Annotated in this window: 12 protein-coding genes; 7 read left to right on the top strand and 5 right to left on the bottom strand. The window is 65.0% G+C overall.

Annotation, left to right across the window (positions count from 1 at the left end):
• Both Q8T13_02805 and Q8T13_02800 read left to right on the top strand, forming a co-directional pair.
• The coding region (locus Q8T13_02805) for a protein kinase (protein ID MDP3716677.1) at window positions 1-2,599 on the top strand (2,599 nt) is incomplete at its 5' end.
• Between the two features lie 152 nt (window positions 2,600-2,751).
• Window positions 2,752-3,000, top strand: coding sequence for a hypothetical protein (locus Q8T13_02800; GenBank protein MDP3716676.1), 249 nt, complete (start codon window positions 2,752-2,754; stop codon window positions 2,998-3,000).
• Between the two features lie 7 nt (window positions 3,001-3,007).
• Here Q8T13_02800 and Q8T13_02795 read toward each other — a convergent pair whose 3' ends face one another.
• Both Q8T13_02795 and Q8T13_02790 read right to left on the bottom strand, forming a co-directional pair.
• On the bottom strand, window positions 3,008-3,436 hold the full coding sequence (locus Q8T13_02795) for a PIN domain-containing protein (GenBank protein MDP3716675.1): 429 nt from the start codon (window positions 3,434-3,436) through the stop codon (window positions 3,008-3,010).
• Window positions 3,420-3,692, bottom strand: coding sequence for an AbrB/MazE/SpoVT family DNA-binding domain-containing protein (locus tag Q8T13_02790; protein MDP3716674.1), 273 nt, complete (start codon window positions 3,690-3,692; stop codon window positions 3,420-3,422). The genes Q8T13_02795 and Q8T13_02790 overlap by 17 nt, the downstream gene beginning before the upstream one ends.
• A gap of 87 nt (window positions 3,693-3,779) precedes the next feature.
• Here Q8T13_02790 and Q8T13_02785 point away from each other — a divergent pair, with 87 nt between their 5' ends.
• Both Q8T13_02785 and Q8T13_02780 read left to right on the top strand, forming a co-directional pair.
• On the top strand, window positions 3,780-6,578 hold the full coding sequence (locus Q8T13_02785; GenBank protein ID MDP3716673.1) for a protein kinase: 2,799 nt from the start codon (window positions 3,780-3,782) through the stop codon (window positions 6,576-6,578).
• Between the two features lie 54 nt (window positions 6,579-6,632).
• Window positions 6,633-9,707: a sialidase family protein gene (locus tag Q8T13_02780; protein MDP3716672.1), complete on the top strand. Its 3,075-nt coding sequence runs from the start codon at window positions 6,633-6,635 to the stop codon at window positions 9,705-9,707.
• An 86-nt stretch (window positions 9,708-9,793) separates the two neighbouring features.
• On the opposite strand, the gene Q8T13_02775 is transcribed toward Q8T13_02780, so the two are convergent.
• Window positions 9,794-10,300, bottom strand: coding sequence for a transposase (locus Q8T13_02775; GenBank protein ID MDP3716671.1), 507 nt, complete (start codon window positions 10,298-10,300; stop codon window positions 9,794-9,796).
• A gap of 47 nt (window positions 10,301-10,347) precedes the next feature.
• On the opposite strand from Q8T13_02775, the gene Q8T13_02770 reads away from it, so the two are divergent.
• Together Q8T13_02770 and Q8T13_02765 are read left to right on the top strand one after the other, a co-directional pair.
• On the top strand, window positions 10,348-11,823 hold the full coding sequence (locus Q8T13_02770; GenBank protein MDP3716670.1) for a M24 family metallopeptidase: 1,476 nt from the start codon (window positions 10,348-10,350) through the stop codon (window positions 11,821-11,823).
• Between the two features lie 133 nt (window positions 11,824-11,956).
• The gene (locus Q8T13_02765) at window positions 11,957-14,821 is read left to right on the top strand and encodes a TonB-dependent receptor (protein MDP3716669.1); all 2,865 of its coding nucleotides are present in this window, start codon (window positions 11,957-11,959) and stop codon (window positions 14,819-14,821) included.
• A gap of 26 nt (window positions 14,822-14,847) precedes the next feature.
• On the opposite strand, the gene Q8T13_02760 is transcribed toward Q8T13_02765, so the two are convergent.
• Window positions 14,848-15,933: a phosphoglyceromutase gene (locus Q8T13_02760; GenBank protein ID MDP3716668.1), complete on the bottom strand. Its 1,086-nt coding sequence runs from the start codon at window positions 15,931-15,933 to the stop codon at window positions 14,848-14,850.
• Window positions 15,934-16,047: 114 nt separating this feature from the next.
• Between Q8T13_02760 and Q8T13_02755 the strand changes: the two genes are divergently transcribed.
• Window positions 16,048-16,815, top strand: coding sequence for a glutaminyl-peptide cyclotransferase (locus Q8T13_02755; GenBank protein MDP3716667.1), 768 nt, complete (start codon window positions 16,048-16,050; stop codon window positions 16,813-16,815).
• Window positions 16,816-16,872: 57 nt separating this feature from the next.
• Here Q8T13_02755 and Q8T13_02750 read toward each other — a convergent pair whose 3' ends face one another.
• Window positions 16,873-21,996, bottom strand: coding sequence for an FG-GAP-like repeat-containing protein (locus tag Q8T13_02750; protein MDP3716666.1), 5,124 nt, complete (start codon window positions 21,994-21,996; stop codon window positions 16,873-16,875).
• Window positions 21,997-22,161: the final 165 nt, after the last annotated feature.

The raw sequence follows: 22,161 nt of genomic DNA, 5'->3' as shown, positions 1-22,161 counted from the left end.
CGCCAACGATCGCGAGCGGATGGCACGGTTCCAGCGCGAAGCCGAGGTGCTGGCCGCGCTCAATCACCCCAACATCGCCGCCATTTATGGCATCGAGGAAGGTCCGGCTGAAGCCGGACGCCACATTGGCGCCGATGTAGCGTCCGGCTTTAGCCGGACCACAGCGCTGGTGATGGAGCTGGTCGAGGGCGAGGATCTTGCCGAACGGCTGAAGCGCGGTGCGATTCCTCTCGACGAGGCACTGCCGATCGCCAAGCAGATCGCGGAGGCGCTGGAAGCCGCGCACGAGCAGGGCATCATCCATCGCGACCTCAAGCCAGCGAACGTGAAGGTGCGGCCGGACGGCACGGTGAAGGTGCTGGACTTCGGGCTCGCCAAAGCGATGGACCCGGGAGTCGGGAACCGGGAGTCGGGAGTCGGAAATACCCTCGCCAACTCGCCCACCATCACCTCCCCCGCCATGACCATGCGCGGGATGATTCTCGGCACGGCCGCGTACATGGCGCCGGAGCAAGCCAAGGGCAAGGCGGTCGACAAGCGCGCCGACATCTGGGCGTTTGGTGTGGTGTTGTTCGAGATGCTCACCGGCGCGCGCGCGTTCGAGGGCGAAGACATTACCGACATCATCGCCGCCGTCGTGACGAGGGATCCCGAGTGGACACGCCTACCCACCGCGACGCCGATCGCGTTGACGCGCCTGCTGAAGCGGTGTCTCGTCAAGAACCCTCGTCATCGCATTCCCGACATCGCCGTGGCGCGGCTCGAGATCGATGATGCGATGACCCCGACCGGCGAGCTGGTGCGTGGCATCGGCGACGGCCGCGGCGCCGCCTCCCCGTGGCGAGAGCGCATTGCCTGGACGCTCGCGGCGATCGCGGCGCTCGGCGCCATTGGCATCTTCGCCACCAGGCCATCAACGCCAGACACGGCCGGAGACGACCTGCCAATCCGCGCCAGCCTCGCGTTGCCGCCGAACACTTTCTTCAGCGGAGTGCCGAGCGTCTCGCCCGATGGCCACCGCATCGTCGTGCCGTTATTGGACGACACAGGGCAGATTCAGTTGTGGCAACGGTCACTGACGGCCAGTGAGTTTCGTCCCATCGCGAACACGTCTGGTGTGACCGCCGCCTTCTGGTCGCCGGATTCCCAGTGGATCGCGTTTGTGTCGTCTGGCCAGCTCCGTCGAATCGACGTCGCGGGCGACAACATGACGACCATTGCCCAACTCAAGGGGCGCGCCCGCGGCACTGGCGCGTGGGGAGCGGACGGCACGATTCTGATCCCCGGCGATGAGGGGCGGATCTGGAAAGTCAGCGCGAAGGGCGGAGACCCCGAACCAGCGACGACGCTTGACCCAATCGCGCGGGAGCGCCGGCACTCCCGTCCCTCGTACGTCGGCGATACGCAGTCGTTCGTCTTCGAAGCCGAGACCCTCGGTCCATTGAAGACGGTGAAGCTGGCCTCGCTCGCGAACGCCGCGGCTGCCACGCTCTTAATCGACGACGCCCTGATCCGGCAGACTGCGGTCTCGGCGAACTACCTGCTCTTCAAGACCGCGTCGACGCTGTTTGCCCAACCGCTTGATCTCGCCGCGCGAAAGCTCGTCGGCACATCACAGCGCATCCAGGAGGACGGACTGCTGTCCGAGATTGTCCCGAGCGTCTCCCCACGGGTGCTGACACACATTGATGGGCGGCGCGTACCGACCGAAATGCAGTGGCGAGACCGATCGGGGCGGCTGCTGGGGAGCGTCATCCGCGCAGGCGAACTCGGCGGACTGGACCTGTCGCCCGCCGGGGACCGGCTCGCCTATGACAGTGTCAATCCCGCAACCGGGCGCAGCGAACTGGTCGTCACCGGTGTGGCTGATGGCCGCTCGAGCGTCGTCGTCGCCACGGATGGCAACCTGGACAGTCCCATCTGGTCTCCGGACGGACAGGAACTCGCCTACATGGCGTTTGAGAAGAATGCGTCCGGCGTCTACCGCAAGCGTCTTGACACGAACTCGCCGGCAGAACGCCTGATCGATCAGACCGCAGGGGTGGTAGCGCCATCGGATTGGACCGCTCACGGCAATCGTTTGATCTGGAAGCGCAACGGTGTGGCCAACGATGTGATGATGCTGCCGTTGGCTGGCGCTCGCGAATCGGTGCCGCTGGTGAACTCGCCGGCCTTCGAGGACACGGGTAAGGTCTCGCCTGATGGCCGGTGGCTGGCCTATTCGTCAGACGAGTCAGGCCGGGTTGAAGTGTACGTGCAGTCGTTCCCCGGGAGCGGACGACGCTGGCAAGTGTCGCGGGCGGGCGGCATGTTTCCACGATGGCGGGCAGACGGCCGCGAGCTGTTCTTCTATGCCGGCAGCACACTGGCGGCCGCGGAGATCGTGCTCGGCAGTGTTCCTCGAATCGGCGACATCACGGCGCTCTTCACCTTCCAGAGGCGCGGGGGGGCAAACCAGAATGAGTATCCGTACGCGGTGACGCCAGACGGACAGCGTTTCATCATCAACGCGCGCGTCGACCAGTCGCCGCTGCTCAGCATCGTCGTCAACTGGCAGGCGGCGCTCAGGGCGCCCGTCCGCAACGGGGCCGGTCAATGAACGTCGCGCGCCGGGCGCGACGGGCCGGGCCCGCCTGGGCCTTCGGTGACGCGAAATATGATCCCGGCCATTGGCGCACGGCCAACGGGGTGCCGGCGGCATGGGCGAGGTGTATCGCGCGAAGGATTCGAAGTTGAAGCGGCCGGCCCGCGATTCTGAAGTTTCACCAGGCGATGCCGCCATGGACGCCGGAGAGATCGATCCACATCGATGAGATCCGGGGTCGAGGGGAGATGGCGTTCGTGATGGGACATTCAACCGTCACTCCCGGCGCCGGCGGTAAGCCCGTGGTGGTTGGCCGCTACCTGGACATTCGGTTGCGACAGCCGGAAGGGACGTGGCTGTTCTATCGCGACATGGTCAGCCCCGTGCCGCCCCCGATCGAGCCGGCGGTCAGATAGATCGTGCTCACCGGAACGGATCGATGGTGCGGACGCGTCCATACCGCCGATCGTGCGCGAAATCCTCGCTGAAGATCGTGTCGAGGCCGAATCGCTCCGCATAGGCCCAGAGGTGCGCATCGAACCAGGACAGCCCGTAGGTGGCGGCACCGCGGATGGCGGTACGCAGCACTTCTTCATCCGGATAGACCACCTCGAACTGCAGCAGCATGTCCTCCATTTCCAGTCGCGCGTCGCTGGACGAAAGGAGCGAAGCCCCGCCCTTGGACAGCGGCTTGGTGGTCGCGGCCACAAACTCGAGCAGCGCCTGGTGCGGCACGCGGATGGAGTCGCCGGCGATGCCTGCCTTCAGCAGCGCGGTCGCCTTGGCCTGCTTCGCCGGATACCGGGGGTCGAAGCGATAGACCAGGATGTTGGTGTCAATCAGCGCGGCCACGGGTGTACAGCTCTTCGCGCGTCCATCCGCGCGTCGCGCCTTTCGGGGCCGTTGCGCGCTTGTGTTGCCGCTTGGTGGCGCGGTCGAAATGCGTCAACCGCTCGCGCGTGTCATGTGCGACGCCCTCGGTCCGGCGGGTCACGAGCAGCCCACCACCGTTGACCCGGATGTCCAGCGTGTCACCCACTGTGATGCCGGCTTGCGTCACCGCGGCTTTCGGCAAGGTGATCTGAAACTTGCCCGTCACTTTGGCCATGTCTCGAGGCTGGCAGACATCAAGGATTAAGTCAAGGATTCACCCTTGCCTGCCTGGCGGCCAATCCGTCGGTATAATCCACGGCACGTGGCCCTGGCCCCTGGCACCCGCATCGGCGCCTACGAAGTCCTCGGCTCGCTTGGGGCGGGCGGCATGGGCGAGGTGTATCGCGCGAAGGATTCGAAGCTGAAGCGCGAGGTCGCCCTCAAGGTCCTGCCCGCGGATGTCGCCAACGATCGCGAACGGATGGCGCGGTTCCAGCGCGAAGCCGAAGTTCTCGCCTCGCTCAATCATCCCCATATCGCGCAGATCTACGGCATCGAAGAAGGTCCGGCTGAAGCCGGACACCACATTGGCACGGGCGAACCTGGACTCCACATTGGTGCCGATGTAGCGTCCGGCTTTAGCCGGACCACGGGATCCGATGCCGATGTAGCGTCCGGCTTTAGCCGGACTACCGCCCTGGTGATGGAACTGGTCGAAGGCGAGGACCTCGCCGAGCGGCTCAAGCGCGGCGCCATCCCCATCGACGAAGCGCTGCCGATCGCGAAGCAGATCGCCGAGGCACTCGAGGCTGCGCACGAGCAGGGGATCATCCATCGCGATCTGAAACCCGCCAACATCAAGGTGCGGCCCGACGGCACGGTGAAGGTGCTCGACTTCGGTCTCGCGAAGGCACTGGAGCCGGGAGTCGGGAACCGGGAGTCGGGAGTCGGAAATACCCTCGCCAACTCGCCCACCATCACCTCACCCGCAATGACGATGCGCGGGATGATTCTCGGCACGGCCGCCTACATGGCGCCGGAGCAGGCCAAGGGCAAAGCGGTCGACAAGCGCGCCGACATCTGGGCGTTTGGCGTCGTCCTCTTCGAGATGCTCACCGGCACGCGGGCGTTCAAGGGTGACGACGTTACCGACATCATCACGTCGGTGATGCGTGACACGCCGGACTGGGGCGCGTTGCCGCTGGCGACGGCGCCCGCAATCCGCACGCTGCTGCGGCGGGCACTCGAGAAAGACCCGCGCCGGCGGCTGCCGCACATTGCCGTCGCGCGACTCGAGATCGACGACGCGATAGTGTCCACTGGCGAGCTTGTCAACGCCCCCGCGGCACCAGCGCCAGGCGCGCCGACCGGGCGCACCCCGCTCGTTTGGGCCGTTGCCGGCGCCGCCGCAGCCATGGTGGTGACGCTCGCACTGCCGGCGTACCGGACCTGGCGCAACCCGCCCGCACCCGAGGCATCCACGACGCTGATCGCGCAGCTTGGCGCTCCGGCGTCGGTGGTGTCGGCGTTTCATGAGGGCTTCGCTCTGTCGCCTGACGCCGCCACGCTCGCTTTCATCGCGCGTGGTACCAACGGCGTGCAGCAGTTGTGGGTTCGCCCGCTCGATGCACTGGAGGCGCGTCCGCTCGATGGCACGGAAGGGGCACGCTATCCGTTCTGGTCGCCCGACTCGACCGAGCTCGGCTTCTTCGTGCGTCAGCAGTTACGACGCATTTCGTTGAGCGGCGGCTCTGCCCAAACCATTTGCGACGTGCCCGGTCCCATGCCAACCGGATCGTGGGGCGACAACGGCGTGATCCTGGTGGGCGCCATGGAAGGCATGCGGACCAACATCTACACGGTTCCCGCCACGGGTGGCGCCCGGGAGATCGCGCTCGCCGGCGCATACCGGCCGCAGTGGTTGCCTGGCGCGCGCGGGTTTCTCTACGCCGACGAAGGCAGTAAACCCGGCGTCTACGTCCAGGCGGAAGGCCTCGACTCGCCCCGGCAATTGGTGGCGCTCGGCGGCAATGCCGACGAGGCGTGGGCATTCACATTTTCGCGAGCCGGGTACCTGTACGTCAATCGCAACGGCGCCTTGACGATGCAGAGGTTCGATCTCGACTCCCTGAATGTCGGCGGACCAGTGGTACCCCTCGCGGGTGCAGCTGGCACGCCGTCGCTGTGGATGGCGGCATCGGCAGCCGCTCATAGCCTGGCTGCCCTGGTGCCGCAGTCGGCGGACGACTTCGGCAACCCCGGGGATCCGGTCGCGCGGTTGAAGTGGGTCAATCGGATGGGCGAGACCGCCGGCGAAATCGGGGAGCCCGCACGCTACTGGTCGCTGCGGCTGGCACCAGACGGACGCCGCGTCGCGGCCAATCTCGGCGGTGGCACGTTGTGGCTGCTCGACGGTAACCGGCGCAGCGCCATCGCAGCCGGCACGGAGGGTGGCGGGGAGAACGGCATCTGGTCCCCGAACGGCCGGGCGATCGTCTACTCGCAAGTGGCCAGGACGAATCTCGTGCGCCGCTCTCTCGGCACTGGCGGCACGGTCGAGGAACTGCCAGGCCTGCATGGCTATGCCACCGACTGGTCCGGCGACGGCGCTTTTCTGTTGGTCATGGTCGACGGCAGTGCCCAGTCGCAGGGAGCAGACATTGTCCTCTACGACTTCGCCGCCAAGACCTCGCGGCCCTTCCTCAGTTCGCCAGCGAACGAACTCCAGGCTCGCTTCTCGCCCGACGGCCGATGGGTGGCCTACGTGTCGAATGCCGGGGGCCGTGAAGACGTGCTGATCAGGTCGTTCGCAGGGGACGGCGCTGCCCATGCGGTTTCGACCGGCGGCGGCGCACACCCCATCTGGCGGCGCGACGGGCGCGAGCTGTTCTACTTGAGTCCGAATGACGACCTGATGGCCGTCCCCGTGTCGCTCTCTGATGCTGATGTCTCGCTTGGTGAGCCGAAGGCGCTGTTCCGCATTCTGCTGAATTCGATTGGTGCGCGAACGTTCACACCGTACGACGTCAGCGCCGACGGCCAGCGGTTCCTGCTCAACGTCACCGAGGGGCCGCAGCCATTGTTGTTTATTTCGGGCGTGGGCGGCCTGCTGCCGCAGTAGCCCCCACCGCGGACCGGCTGCGGTGACGACGCCCCTTGGTAGTAGGATCGGCGGATGACTCGACGCCGAATTGTCTCTGTTCTTCTCTTCATCGCCCTCACCGCCACCGGATGGGCAACCCTGAATGGTGGCCTCCACCAGACAACAGATCTGCTTGAGCAGGCGGGTCTAAAGACCCGCCTCTACGCTCAGGCGGCGCCGGCGTTGCAGGGCAGCGACCTCGCGGGCCTGCGCCTGCGCAATATTGGCCCCGCCACCATGTCGGGCCGCTTCGTCGACATGGACGTCGTCGAAAGCAATCCCTTCATCATGTATGTCGCCTCGTCCACCGGCGGCATGTACCGCACGCTCGACAACGGCATCACCTGGGCGCCGGTGTTCGAGCGCGAGGGCACGCACTCGATTGGCGACGTCGCCATCTACCAGCCCGATCCCAACATCATCTGGGTCGGCACCGGCGAGCGCGCCAACCGGCAGAGCGTGAGCTGGGGCGACGGCATCTACAAGTCCACCGACGGCGCGAAGACATGGACCAACGTCGGCCTCAAGACCTCCATGCACATCGGCCGCATCGTCACCCACCCGTCGAATCCGGCGATCGTCCACGTGGCGGCGCAGGGCTCGGTATGGGGGCCTGGTGGCGATCGCGGCGTCTATCGCACGCTCGACGGCGGCAAGACGTGGCAGCGCACGCTGCACGTGGATGACGACACCGGCGCGACCGACCTGGCCATGGACACGCTCGATCCCAACGTCCTCTACGCCGCCACCTATCAGCGCCGCCGCACGGCGTTCGGCTTCAACGGCGGCGGCCCCGGCAGCGCGTTGTGGAAGAGCATCGATGGCGGCGCGACCTGGACGAAGCTGACCGGCAACGGCCTGCCCGACGGCGAATACGGCCGCATCGGCATTGCGGTCTACCGCAAGGACCCGCGCATCCTGATCGTCAGCATCGAGCAGGGGTTCCGCTACAACGCCTCGACCGCCTACACCGAGCGGCGCGGCGGCATCTATCGCAGCAACGACGCCGGCAAGACCTGGCGCTTCATGTCGAACTGGAACCCGCGGCCGATGTATGCCAGCCAGCCGCTGATCGATCCGCAGGACGACCGCCGTGTCTACATGATGAATTCCTACTCGTTCTCGGACAACGGCGGCGAGTCGTTCACGACGCCGAGCCAGACGCTGCACGGCGACGACCGCTTCGTGTGGGTCAATCCCAAGGACTCGCGCCACGTCGTCAAGCTGGACGACGGCGGCATCGGCATTTCGTACGATCGCGGGCTCAAGTTCCTGTATGTGCAGAACCTCCCGGTGTCGCAGTACTACCGCGTGGCCGTCGACAACGAGCGGCCCTACAACATCTACGGCGGGTTGCAGGACAACGGCTGCTGGAAGGGCCCGAGCGCCAGCTGGACGACCAACGGCATCCTGAACGAACACTGGTCGCGGCTGTGCGGCGGCGACGGGTTCTTCACCGTGCCCGATCCCGCCAACTCGCGCATCGTGTTCTCGGCCAGCCAGTTCCTGGGTCTGCAGCGCAACGACACGCGGACGTTCACGACCCAGGACATCCGGCCGGGCGACCCGCAGGGCGCCATCGGCGGCCGGCGCAACTGGGAGACATGGGGCAAGGACGTGCCGCAGCAGGTGCTGGGCAACGAGTGGCACTACGCCAACTGGGACGCGCCGATCGCGTTATCACCGTTTGATTCCGCCACCATCTACGCCGGCGCCAAGCACCTGTTCCGCTCGCGCGATCGCGGCAACACCTGGGAATATCTTGGCGACATGACCACCGGCGTCGATCGCAGCAAGCTGCCGGTGATGGGCCGACTGCCAGACGAGAACGTGCTGTCGGTCGACGATGGGGTGCCGTTCTACCCTGGGCTCGTCTCGATCGCGCTGTCGCCACTGACGCGCGGGCTGATGTATGTCGGCACGGACGATGGCCGACTGCGGATGTCGAGCGATGACGGCAAGTCGTGGACCGACCTGCAGGACCGCCTGCCGGGGCTGCCGAAGTCGTCGTGGTTCGGCGGCATCGAAGCGTCGCGTCACAACGCCAACACGGTGTACGTGGCCGTCGATAACCACCGCAGCAACGACCTGAACAACTACATCTACAAGTCGGTGGATGGCGGCAAGACGTTTACCGCGATCGCCAGCGACATGCCGGCCGGCCGCGTCGTCCGCACCATCCGCGAAGACGTGAAGAACCCGAACCTGTTGTTTGCGGGCACTGAGATCGGATTGTTCTTTTCGCCCAACGGCGGCGGCAACTGGATCGAGCTGAAGAACAACATGCCGACCCTGCCGCACAACGACCTGGTGATCCACCCGCGCGACAACGACCTGGTGCTGGCCACGCACGGGCGCGGCATCTGGATTCTCGACAAGATCAACGCGCTGCAGGAGATGACGCCGCAGGTGCTGGCCTCGCCGGCGCATCTCTTCACGGTCGCGCCCGCGTACCAGATTCGGCAAAGCAACCTGAAAGCCCACACCGGCGACATGTGGTACCGGGGAGAGAACCCGGCGGCCGGCGCGCTGGTGGATTACTGGCTGGGCGCCGCGGGCACGGCGCCGGCGGTCACGGTGCACGCTGCGAACGGGCAGTTGATCAACACGCTGCGCGCCACCTCCAGCAAGGGCGTGAATCGCCTGGTGTGGAACCTGCGCGAGACCGACCTGCCGATTCGCGGCGGGGGCGGCGGAGACGACGATGATGGCCCGCAAGGGGGCGGCATGCCGGGTCCGCTGGTGGCGCCGGGCACGTATTTGATCCGCATGGTCGCCGGCGGCCGCACGCTGGAGCAGAAGGTCGAGGTGCGCGAGGATCCGCGCATTGACGTGACGCCGGCGGATCGCAAGCTGTGGACCGATGCGGTTGCGCAGGTGACGGCGCTGGCGCGGATGTATGCGCCGGTCAATGATCGCATCCAGAAGATGGGCGGTACCGGCGCCGACGTCGTGGACCTGAAGCGCCAGTCGCGCGAGCTGCTGTCGCGCATCTCGGGGCTCTACGGCGCGGTCGGCCGGTGGACCGGTGCGCCGACGAAAGACCAGTTGTCGCGGCTGGCGTATTACCAGTCGATGGCGAAGCAGTTGGCGGCGAAAGCGCCGTAGAAGTACGGAGGGCCGGGACTTTCGTCCCGGCCCGACCCGGAGAGCGATGGCTTTAGCCGTCGCTGCCTCCCCGGAGAGCGATGGCTTTAGCCGTCGCTGGCACCCCGGGGCCTCTGCTGCACCGCCGCCATCAGTTCGGTCAGCGAGTACCTGGATGACCCAAGGTAGGGATACTGTTCCGGTGAACGAACAAGGCCCGCACGAACAGGGTTCGCCACGACATAGGCCGCTATGCCGATGACCGAGTCGTCGTCTCGAAGCGTGTAGTCCCAGTATCCTTCTTGCCAGAGGTACTGTCCGGTTCGGCGGCGCTCCCAGAACCCGGACAGCTGCCGCCAGAGGCCTAGCCATTTCCGGAAATCCGCGTCGGGTTGTTCCGCCTCAACCAGGACGTGGACATGGTCCGGCATCAGGCAGTACGCGATTACCGCGAACCCGTGCTTCTGAGTCGATTGAAATAACTGCGTGGTTACTTTCCCGCACAAAGCGGGATCCCGAAACGACGCGCGCCGGCCGTAGGTCGAAGCCGTCAGAAAATAGCAGTAGAACCCGCGATATTGGTCGAGCGGGAGTCGATGGGGATGACGCGCCATCCTGAGTAGCGTTGCAAGGGGCGGACCGGCTGTAGAATTGTCTGACCATGCGAACTCGAATTCTCATTGCGTTGATTGCTGTGGCGGCTGTGGCGGCGACGGCTAAAGCCGTCGCCCTCCGGGAAACACCGGCGACGGCTGAAGCCATCGCCCTCCGGGAGACACCCGCGACGGCTGAAGCCATCGCCCTCCGGGAGGCACCGGCGACGGCCGAAGCCATCGGCCTCCGAGAGACACCCGCGACGGCTGAAGCCATCGCTCTCCAGGTGACCTATCCCGATCCCACCGAGCGCGTGCTCACGCATCGCGAGCAGAACGCGCTGGTCACGCCGTGGATCAAGAAGCGCTTCGACACGCTGCTTGGTCCGCTGATGACCCGCGAGGGCATCGATATGTGGATCATCCCCACCCGCGAGTACAACGAGGACCCGGTGTTCGCGTCGATGGCGCCGCTTACCACCTACGCCTCGCGGCGCCGCACGCTGCTGGTGTTCTACAACCCGGGCGGCGGCAAGCCGGCGGAACGGTTCTCGATTGGCCGCTTCGACTACGACGGCATCTACCCGATGGTGCCCTCGACCAACGACGGCCAGCACGAGGCGCTGCGCAAGCTGGTGGACGAGAAGAACCCCACCGTGATCGGCATCAACGAATCGGATGCGTGGCAGCACGCTGACGGGATCACCGCCAACGAGAAGCGGCGGCTGGTGGAGGCACTGGGCCCCGCGCACGCCGCCAAGATCAAGTCGGCCGAGATGCTGGCGGTCGGCTGGCTCGAAGTGAAGCTGCCGGAAGAACTGGACGCCTATCGCCACGCCATGAAGGCGGCGCACATGGTGATTCGCGAGGCGTTCTCGAACAAGGTAATCACACCGGGCAAGACCACCAACGAAGACGTGGTCTGGTGGATGCGCCAGCGCGTCGTCGAGCTCGGCCTGGGCAAGTGGTTCCAGCCGTCGGTGACGATCTTCCGCCAGGGCGAGAAGACCAGCCCGCGCGGCGTGATTCTGCCGGGCGACATGCTCCACACCGACTTCGGCATCGTCTACATGGGCTTCTCCACCGACACGCAGCACAACGCGTATGTGCTGAAGCCGGGAGAGACCGACGCGCCGGCGGGCCTCAAGGCCGGCCTCAAGGCGGCCAATCGCCTGCAGGACCTGACCATGCAGTACGCGCGACTCGAGCGCACCGGCAACCAGGCGCTCGCCGATGCGCTGGCCCATGCGAAGAAGGAAGGCCTCGTGCCGTCGATCTACTGCCACCCGGTCGGCTATCACGGCCACGGCGCCGGGCCGCCCATTGGCATGACCGACTACCAGCAGGGTGTCCCCGTTCGCGGCGAGTATGTGTTCCGGCCCAACACGTGGCACTCGATCGAGCTGAACGTGACGCACAACGTTCCGGAGTGGGGCAACCAGCCGGTGCGCTTCGCCCTTGAAGAAGATGCGGCGATCATGCCCGGCGGCAAGTGGGACTGGATCAACGGGCGGCAGGAGAGCTTCTACCTGATCCGCCCGTGACGCCCAACAGGGTCGAGTATTGGTCACTGGGGGACCAATTGCCATTCGTGTGACGCCGACGTAACATCCTCTCATTCAACGGACTCTCAACTCGCGGGGCGAGTCGGGCCGTTTGACTTGATGGAGGATGGTCATGACGAGGCTCACCGGCACAGCCGTTTGCGGTTGCGTGTTGTTACTGCTTGCCCTGGCCGCACCGGCCGCGGCGCAACTCGACACCGCGACGGTGATCGGCGTTGTGACCGACGCACAGGGCGCTGTCGTTCCTGGCGCCACCATCACGGCCACCAACAAGAACTCTGGTTTCGTGCGTTCGACGACCAGCGACGCCGACGGCCGCTATCGCCTGGCGGCGCTCACGCCGGGCCGCTACGAAGTGGTGGCCGAGCTCCAGGGCTTCTCGCGGGCGCTGCGCGAGGGACTCACCTTCGCCCTCGGCTCTGAAACGGTCGTCAATTTTTCGCTCCAGCTGGGCACCTTGAGCGAGGCCGTGACGGTGACCGCGGAATCGCCGATCGTGCAAACCACGACGGCGGCGGTCGAGACGCGGCTCGATCGCGCGACCATCGACGTACTGCCGATCATCGGCCGCAGCTACGAATCGCTGCTGCGCATGGCGCCGGGCGCGCAGAGCTCGAACGGCACCGCGTTTGTCGGTTCGCGCGGCCGCTCGAACCAGTGGAACATCGACGGCGTTGACAACAGCGAAGACATCTCCGGCTATTCTCGGCAGTCGCTCGCCCTCGACTCGGTGCAGGAAGTGCAAATACTGGTCACCGGCTTCAAGGCCGAGTACGGCCAGGCGTCTGGCGGGGTCGTGAACGTGGTGACGCGGTCGGGCACCAACGACCTGCGCGGCAGCGGCTTTTTCCTGTTTCGCGATCAGTCGATGATGGCTCGCAGCCCCTATGCCAACCGCAGCCTACCGGCCGACCCGTTCCAGCGCATTCACTACGGCGGCTGGCTGGGCGGCCCGATCAGGCAGAACAAGCTGCATTATTTCCTCAACTACGAGCGGGAGGATCGGGACACCAACTCCAGCAGCACTCGCACGCTGCCCGCCGAGACGGCCAACTTTTCTGCGGCCACGCGCCAGTTTCTGGCCGCCAACAATATTCCCCTGTCGCTGTTCGGCGCCGGCGGCTCGATTCGGCAGGTGCGGCCCGAGTTCGTCGATGTCCACAACCTGACCGCCAAGCTCGACGCGCAGCTGTCCAACAGCCAGTCGTTCACCGCGCGGTATCAGCTCACCGACGACGCGCAGCCGTCAGGCCAGAGCGGCACGCTGCTCGACTTCAACGGCAGCGTGACGGACTTTCGCACCAACTACGCCAATTTGAACCATAAGTGGATTCTCGGGTCGAACAAGCTCAACGAGCTCTACCTCCAAGTCGGCCAGACCCTCGGCAGTTTCCTGCCGACCTATCCGGCCCTGACCAACGTGTCGGTGACCGGCGGTTTTGACCTTGGCGGCCCGAGCACCTATCCCCAGGGTCGAACCGATTGGGTTTATCAGGTCATCGACAACCTTACCTGGACGCTGTCGGGCACCCGCACCGGCGAGCACTCGGTGAAGGCCGGTGCCCAGGTCAAGATTTTCAAGTCGGATAGCTATTTCGATTCGAACTTTCGCGGTACCTACACGTTCCCGTCGCTGAACGCATTCATTGCCGGCACGCCGAGCCGCTTTACGCAGAACCAGGGCGACTCCAATCTGGCCCGGCCGAACCAGATCTACGGGTTCTACCTGCAGGATGACTGGCGGCCGTCGCCGAGCTTGACCATCAACACCGGGATTCGCTACGACTACGAGGGCGCCAAAACCGAGGCGCTCAAGGACGTCACCGGGACGGCCGGACCGGGCATCAGCCGGGACCGCAATAACGTGGCTCCACGGTTCGGGTTTTCATGGGCGCCGGACGGGACGACCACGCAGGCCATCTACGGTGGCACCGGGATCTACTACGACCAGATCATCCTGAACATTATTGGCAACGCGCGTTTCACGCCGCCCAAGATCATCGGGATCCAGATCGACAATCCTGGTTTCCCGAATCCCTTCGGCGGGAACCAGACGGTGCCGGTTCCCAGTCTCTCGGTGATCGACGACAACCTGGTGACGCCGTGGAACTGGAATACCCAAATGGGTTACCGGCGCGAGCTGACGGGCGATCTCGGCCTGGATGTCAGCTTCGTTTACAACCGGGGCTACGACCAGATCGGGATCACCAACACCAACGCCGGGCGGCCCGGCACGGCAAACATCAACGGCGCCGGCGCCATCAGGCCCGACCCGCGCTATACCAACGTCAGCTTCTACACCAATCAGGGCGAGATCCGCTACAAGGGCCTGATCGTCGACCTCCGCAAGCGCCTCAGCAACCGATTTTCGGGCGAGGTGGCCTACACGCTCTCGAAGACCACCGACAACGCGTTTAACTTCGTCAGTTCGGTGCTGGTGCCGGAGCGGCCCGACCTTCAGTGGGGCCCGGGCAGCGACGACCGGCGGCATGTCGTCACCGGCAACATGGTCTACCTGCTGCCGATGAACCTGACGCTGGCGACCATCGTCGAGTATCGGACGGAGGCGCCGTTGAACATCACGGTTGGCCGCGACGTCAATGGCGACGGCCTCACCACCGACTGGGTCAACGAGGGCATTTGCCGCAACGTGGCGTGTCCGGGTTTCAACTATTCTCGTAACAGCGTCCGCGAGGTGTCGACCGAGGAGGCCAACCGGCTACGTGCGCTATTCGGGCTCTCCGCGATACCGGCGTTCGAGAACAATCCCAAATTCTTTAACGCCGACGTGACCCTGCAGTGGGCCCCCACCCTGGGGGGCAGCCGTCGCATCAAAGTGTCCGCCGAGGCCTTCAACGTCTTCAATTTTCCCTTGAGGAACCTGCCGACCGAGAGCATTACGTCCGGCAACTTCGGCCGGGTCACGTCGGTCTCACAGCCCCGCGCGGTTCAGTTCACCCTGCAGATGGATTTCTAGGCCGCGCCCACTCGGCTGATTGGTAATTACTGCACTGGCGGGGCGGCGGCTGGATCGAACGTTTTCCAGTCGCCACCCGCCCACTTGATCAGCGTTGCGGCCACCTGTGCGATTGTCAGCGGGGCGTGACGGGTCCACTCACCCCGGCGCGACATTGACGGCGATGCGAACGCCATCCACGTTTCACTGGCGCCGACGACATCCTTGCCGTGGTCCTTCCAATCCTTGGGCGTCTGGCCACGGCCGTGGTCGGTGGTGATCAGCATGTGGGTGCGGCCGCGATACTCCGGCTGCGACTGCAACCAGGTCCACAACTGCTTCAGGTAGTCGTCAGTCCGGGTATAGGTTTCGAGCACGCGGTCGTAGCGGCCGTTGTGCGCCCAGTCGTCGGTCTCACCAAGGGCCAGGTACAGCACTCTCGGCTTGTGCCGTGACAGGTGGTCCATGGCAAACCGGAACGTGTACGCGTCGTGCCGCACGGTGTCCCACGGCGTCGGCGTCTCGAACTGTAGCTGGCTCAGGCGCCGCACCTCTTCGTCCGGCGAGTCGAACTGCTCGAAGCCGGCGTTGACCGTGATCGCGCCCTTGGTCTGTTCGACAATCGCGCTGAAGACGTCCCACGACGCAAACGCCGCGACCTGGTTCGAGGTGAGCCCCGCGGTCTTCTGCAGGTACTCGAGCACGGTTGGATACGGATTCTGAATCGGGTCGTTGCTCTTGATCACGTCATCGTGCGCCCGGCCGGTCAGCATCTCCGAGTAACCCGGGTACGAAAAGCGATGACCGTTGACCAGGTGCACGCGGCTCTGCTTAGCCGGGTTGCCGGCAATCGAGCCGTGCTCGCGCATCAGCGTGCCCCAGAAGAACGGCATCAGCTTCGCCCGCCGTTCCTCCGGCGTCGCCGCCCAGAAGCGCTGGTAGAGCGGCTGGTCCTCGACGCGCTGATTCGGCTTGAGGCCGGCCTTCACAATCTCCACGTCGATGCCGCCAAACACCTCTTCGATCCGCGCCCCGTCGAGGGTCACGAGGACGATGGCTGGCGGCGACTGGGCGAAGACAGCCGCCGTCAGCCCTGCGACGAAGAGCGCGATCGTGATTCGGAGGTGTCTCATTTGGTCAGCTTACGCGAAAGCAGCGTAAGCAGGCGCTGTGACACCTCCAACACGATTGCATTACGAAAGGCGAAGACCAACCTCGCCCGTCGCGGCTCGGCTTATAGTGGCATCATGAGGGCTGGTTCACTGCTGATGACGATGGCCGTTCTCGCCTGCGCCCCCACAACCGTGGCCCAGCGGCAGCCCGCGCCGGTGCAGGGATATAAGCTCGTCGCAACCTATCCGCACGATCCTACGGCGTTCACGCAGGGGCTCGTGTTCGCCGACGGCCAGCTCTACGAGAGTACCGGGCTGAATGGCGAGTCATCTGTCAGGCGGGTGGAAATCGCGTCCGGCAAGGTGCTGCAGCAGATCAAGATTCCCGACGAATACTTCGCAGAGGGCCTGGCACTCGTCGGGGACGAGCTGCTGCAGCTCACCTGGCAGCACCAGCGCGGCTTCGTCTACGACCGCAAGACGTTCGCGCAGAAGCGGACATTTGCCTACAAGGGCGAAGGCTGGGGTTTGGCCTACGACGCTGCCGGCGGCTTGGTGATGAGCAATGGCAGCGATACGCTGACGTTCCTGGATCCGAAGACGCAGGCGCCGGTCCGGACCCTCCGCGTGCGCGATGCGGGGCGGCCGGTGTCACAGCTGAACGAGCTCGAGTGGATCGAGGGTGAGATCTGGGCCAACGTGTGGATGACCGATCGGATTGCGAGGATTTCGCCGGTCACCGGCGACGTCAAGGCCTGGGTGGACCTCGCCACGTTGTGGCCCCTCAACCAGCGCCAGCCGCCCGCAGACGTGCTGAACGGCATCGCCTACGACAAAACCACGCGCCGGATCTTCGTCACCGGCAAGAAGTGGCCGCTCCTTTATCAGATCGCCGTGCCCTGAAAAAAAAGAGCCCGCCGTTTCGGGCGGGCTCTTGAAGGATCAAGCCGAGGACGTAAGTTACTTGCCCTGGCTCTTCGGCACGAAGACCGTGCAGGTCTTCGTGCTCTTGTTACCCACGGCGTCGCTCGCTTCCACTGTAATGGTGTAAGTGCGGCCGTTGCCCTTGCCGCCACGCTCGGCGCGCAGGTTGAGCGTCAGATCGCCGGTGACTTGGATATCGCCGGCGGTGTCGCCGTCGCCGAGCCCGTTGTCCGGTTCGCTGCTCGTGGCGCTAATGATCTTCAGCGAGGTCACGCCCACCAGATCACTGGCCAAAGCGCTGACGGTGACGGCGACCATCTTGTGATTGGGCGGCCAGAGGGTCGGGGCGTTGGTCGAGACGCTGGTGATGACCGGCGCCGTAGTGTCCTTGATTCTATTGGTGATCGACGTGGCGCCGACGCTGATGTAGTTGGCGCCAGCGAAGCTCCACGAGTCGGAGTAGGTGCCAACGTTGGTGTGGGTCGTGTTCTGAGTGACGGCGCCGACGGTAGCCCCGGTCTCCCCGTTCACGCCGGTGATGGTGAAGGTCGCCGTGTGCGGCTGACCATCGTATTCCACGTCGTAGGGCGCGGCCACGACCGTCGCAACCGCCTTGGCGATCGTGATCGACGCGCTCGCCGAGCTGCTGGTGTGGTTGCCGTCGCCGGCGTTGGTCGCCGTCGCGGTGCAGGTGCTACCGGCATTGGTGCAGTCGCCGGTATACGCGATGGTCGGCGTCCCGGCCGGGTTCGTCGACGCCGTCGCGGCGAAGGCCGCCCCGTTGTACACGAATGGCCCGGAGCCGAAGCTCACGGTCGTCTCTGTTGACCGCTTGGCGATCGTGATCGACGCGCTCGCCGAACTGCTGGTGTGGTTGCCATCGCCGGCGTTGGTCGCCGTCGCGGTGCAGGTGCTGCCAACATTCGTGCAGTCGCCGATATACGCGATGGTCGCCGTGCCGATTGGGCCCGTCGACGCGGTCGCGGTTAAGGCCGACCCGTTGTAGACGAAGGGCCCGGAGCCGAAGGTCATCGTGGTCGTGGTCGATGCCTTCGTGATGTCAGCGCTTGCGTTTGCCGAGCTGCTGAAGTGATTCGCGTCGCCCGGATTCGTCGCCGTTGCGGTGCACGTCCCGACATTGGTGCAGTCGCCGCTGTAGACGATCGATGCGCCGGCGCTGGCCGTCGCTTCGATGGCGGACCCGGTGTAGACATACGACGCGGCGCTGAAGTTCACCGTCGTCGTGGTCGATGCCTTCGTGATGTCAGCGGATGCGACCGCCGAGCTGCTGAAGTGATTCGCGTCGCCCGGATTCGTCGCCGTCGCCGTGCACGTCCCGACATTGGTGCAGTCGCCGCTGTAGACGACCGATGCGCCGGCGCTGGCCGTCGCTTCGATGGCGGAACCGGTGTAGACATACGACGGAGCGCCGAAGCTCACCGTCGTCGTGGTCGCGGCCTTCGTGATCTCCGCGGTTGAGACCGCCGAGCTCTCGCTGTGATTCGCGTCGCCAGCAGTCGTCGCCGTCGCCGTGCACGTCCCGACGTTAGTGCAGTTGCCGCTGTAGGCGATCGTGGCTCCGGCACTCGCCGTCGCTTCGATAGCCGAACCCGTGTAGACGAACGACGGAGCGCTGAAGCTCACCGTCGTCGTGGTCGGAGCCTTGGTGATATCGGCGCTCGCAACCGCGGAGCTGCCGATGTGATTCGCGTCGCCGGCGGTCGTCGCCGTCGCCGTGCAGGTCCCAACGTTGATGCAGCTGCCGGTATAGGCGATCGTGGCGCCGCCGTTCGCCGCCGCTTCGATAGCCGAACCGGTGTAAACAAACGACGCGGCGTCGAAACTCACCGTCGTCGTAGTCTGGACCGGAGCAATCGTGATCGATGCGGTTGCTGAGCTGCCGAAGTGCGTGGCGTCACCATCGTAGGTCGCGGTCGCCGTGCAGGAGCTACCTGCGTTGATGCAGTCGCCGCTGTAGGCAATGTTGGCCACTCCGCCCGAGCTCACTGACGCCGTGGCGGTAAAGGCCGCGCCGGTATAGGTGAACGGTGCGGTGCCGAAGCTCACCGTGGTCGAGGTGGGCGCCTTCTCAGGCAGGTCCCCACCACCGTCGATGAACGACTGGCGAGTCTCGAGCCGGAACTTGCCGCCAGCGGAGCCGCCACCGTCCAAGATGATGAAGCTGAGGGTGTGCGGACCGGGGCCAGTGAGCGTGAGTGGATATCTCCCTGTGCCGTTGGTCGCCCAGTTGGTGTCCTGAACGCCAATGAGCTGGTCATCCAGGTAGATCCAGGAACAGTTGTCGGCAAGAAACTGCACGACGAAGTCGCCTTCGCCAGTGACCTGCGTGGTGTACTTCGTCCAGTTCTGCCGGCCATCCGGGCCCATCGGGCCGCGTGAATTCAGGTCTTCCCACGCGTTGATCCAGTTGGCGCCGAACTTGAACGCCGATGGAACCCACCCTTGGTGCTCCCAGGGATGCGAATTCAGCGGGAAGGAGAACGCGGCGTGGGGGTTCACCCAGTTGGCATTCGGGCCGACCGAAGGCGCCGCCGAACACTGCGAAGGCCAGTTCTGGTAAGCGGTGCTTGGGAAAATCGGATCCCAAGTCGTCACATCGGCCGTGCCGCTGGCGAAGACGGTCTGCGTCATGCTGAAGGTGGCCGGCCCGTTCCCCTCCTGCAGCGTCACGGGCTGGTTGAAGAGCGTGACGACCACTTTCTTGTCCGGTCCGCCGTTGAGCAGCTCGAGTTGCAGCTCGCCATTCACGACCTCGACATCCACTGATTCGCCGGGGTCAAGGCTGAATGAACCAATCGGCGTCATGCTGTCGTTGTAGAGCGTCACCAGAATCGGTGCTGTGTTCGTCTCCAGGGCCGTCACAGGGCTACCGGCGATCACGCCGTTGCCGGCGCTCGAGGTCATCTTCACCCAGGAGCATCCGGACGGGCAGACCACCTTCCAGAACTCCGGCGTGCCGGAGTCGAAGCTCACTGTCAGGGAGGTCCCGGACGCCGCGCAGCGCCAATCGATGGTGTCCCCAACGGTACCGAAACGCAGTTCTTTCGGTCCCCCGCCGCAGTTGGCCGAGATAACGGCCGGCGCGGTCCCAAAGCCAGAGAGGGTGGCGCGCAGCTGGAATGCCGACCCACTCGCCGTCGGCGCAATCGTCACGGTCCCGCCATTCCGCGTCACCGTGCCCGTATTCTTGGCGTCCAGGCCGTAGTCGTTCGACGCGGCGGTGCGCTGATGGTCAACGCCGTCGGCAATGCCGTCGCCGTCGTCGTCCTGGTCCACGTCGTCCACGAGTCCGTCGGCATCGATATCCGTCGTTACCGTGACCAGGAAGGAGGCTTCCCCGTAATTCAGGCGGGCGTCAGACGCTCCACAGACTACGGTGGAGGTGCCCCCAGGGAACTGGGCACCCGACGTGACAAGACGGCCACCCGATATGTTGTTCATGTCGATGCACTGGGGCGTGAGGGTCCCGTCGACGAGGTCCACGGCCGACACGGCGAAGGTCACGGCGGTGGTCGCCAGGCCCGGCGTCGCGACGATAGAGATGTTGCCAGGAACGGTGATCACGGGATCAGTCGTGTCGCGGATCGTCACGAGGAACGTTGCAGTGCCCACGTTGTTCGACGTGTCCGAGGACGTGCACGTCACGGTCGTGTTACCCAGCGGGAAGAGCGACCCAGAGACAGGGGCGCACGTGACGGACCGAGCGCCATCCTCGACGTCGACGGCCGTCACAGTGAACTGCGCGGTGGCGCCACTTGCGCCGACGGCTTCCACGGTCACGTTGGTCGCCCCGGAGAAGGCCGGCGGGGTGGTGTCGGGCGTGTATCCGACGGTTCCGCCACTCAGCGTGACGCTCGACGGGTGCAGCTGTGCGTTGGCAACGACATCGTTCGTACTCGTGCAGCAGTCGGCGCGCATATAGGACCGGCTGATCCCGTCATTCGCCACGACCACGTCAAGCTTGCCGTCGATGTTGATGTCGCGGATAGCGACACCGGTCGTGGCCTCCGGAATCGGCTCCGAGACCGCAAAGACGGTGCCCCCGATGTTGACGTTCACGATGTGGTTCGGCTGAAAGGCGAAGCCGCACTGAAACAGACCGAAGCAGCGGACGTTCGGGCCATCCGCGTTAACGAACGCGATCTCGGCGCCCCTGTAGGCGGTGGTGGTAGAGGGGGGGGGCGGGTTCGGCATGAAGTCAGCAATCACCACGTCGACCGTGTGATAGGCGGCATCGTTGAATGTGTAGGAGGTAACCGGATTGAACCCGCCGCAGGCAAAGCCCACATTCAAGCCCGACCAGTTGCCGTTGCCGAGGCAATACTCGTTCTTTCCGTCGTTGGCGAAGGCGATATCCAGATTGGCATCTGGCGTTTGCCCGAAGCCGGCGGGGAGGTGTCCGACAGCGACCGCATTCGAGACCTTCGTCGCCAAGACATTCGCGGCCTGGGTAATTGCGCGGCAGTCGAACGACGTGCCGCCGCCGCTGTTGAGGCAGACCTCGTTCCGAGTGCCGCTATTGGACACCACGACGTCAAGGTCGCCGTCGTTGTCGACGTCGCCTAGTGCCACGCCAGTCGAGGGCGCCAGCGTGCCGAACTCGTAGCAGCCTCCGCCGCCGAGACACACCAGATTCGACTGGTTCAGCGGATTGCCAGCGTTCCCGCCGTTGGCGAACACCAGGTCCGGGACACCGTCGCCGTTCAGGTCACCGGCGGCCACGTCCTGACTGTTGTAGGGGAAGGTATTGAACCCATACAACTCCGCGCAGCCGAGGCCGGAGTTGAACTGACCACCACCGTCGTTGTAGCAGACCACGTTCGAGTGGCCTTCCATGGCCAGCGCGATGTCCAGGTCGCCGTCGCCATCCCAGTCGATCAGCGCCGACGCCGTCGTGTTGATTTGGTTCGAGATTGTGAACTGGGCACCGATCAGGTCGGAGCAGGTGGTAAAGGCGCCCGTGCCGTTGCCGAAGCAGACCTGGTTGTAGCGCTGCTTCTGGGTGAACACGGCGTCGACTCGGCCGTCCCCGTTGATATCCTGGGATGTCTGTCCAAATAGCGGATTGGGAACCGCGAGGGCGACCAGCGCAAGCGCCAGTGCCGTGAATAGACGGGCTGGGGAGCCAATCCGATGCATTTCTAACCTCCTGAAATCACTAATACCGACAAGAACCGACACCATGACTCAGAGGCGGAAAAGGTGTCCTTTAGTGAGCCTTTATGGAGTCTTTATTCTTCATTTATTTAGGAAATGCTTGTATTTATCGGGTTGCACAGTGTTTTGATACACTCCCCTTCGAGA

It is taken from the genome of Acidobacteriota bacterium (assembly GCA_030697165.1).
Taxonomy (GTDB): Bacteria; Acidobacteriota; Vicinamibacteria; order Vicinamibacterales; family UBA2999; genus 12-FULL-67-14b.
Note: the sequence above shows the minus strand (reverse complement) of the source record. Positions and strands in the feature narration are given on the sequence as shown.

What these genes read in the sequence shown, in the direction of transcription:
- Q8T13_02790 (MDP3716674.1), bottom strand. Translation starts at nt 3,692, where the DNA reads ATGGCCAAAGTGACGGGCAAGTTTCAGATCACCTTGCCGAAAGCCGCG.
- Q8T13_02780 (MDP3716672.1), top strand. Translation starts at nt 6,633, where the DNA reads ATGACTCGACGCCGAATTGTCTCTGTTCTTCTCTTCATCGCCCTCACC.
- Q8T13_02775 (MDP3716671.1), bottom strand. Translation starts at nt 10,300, where the DNA reads ATGGCGCGTCATCCCCATCGACTCCCGCTCGACCAATATCGCGGGTTC.
- Q8T13_02770 (MDP3716670.1), top strand. Translation starts at nt 10,348, where the DNA reads ATGCGAACTCGAATTCTCATTGCGTTGATTGCTGTGGCGGCTGTGGCG.
- Q8T13_02765 (MDP3716669.1), top strand. Translation starts at nt 11,957, where the DNA reads ATGACGAGGCTCACCGGCACAGCCGTTTGCGGTTGCGTGTTGTTACTG.
- Q8T13_02760 (MDP3716668.1), bottom strand. Translation starts at nt 15,933, where the DNA reads ATGAGACACCTCCGAATCACGATCGCGCTCTTCGTCGCAGGGCTGACG.
- Q8T13_02755 (MDP3716667.1), top strand. Translation starts at nt 16,048, where the DNA reads ATGAGGGCTGGTTCACTGCTGATGACGATGGCCGTTCTCGCCTGCGCC.
- Q8T13_02750 (MDP3716666.1), bottom strand. Translation starts at nt 21,996, where the DNA reads ATGCATCGGATTGGCTCCCCAGCCCGTCTATTCACGGCACTGGCGCTT.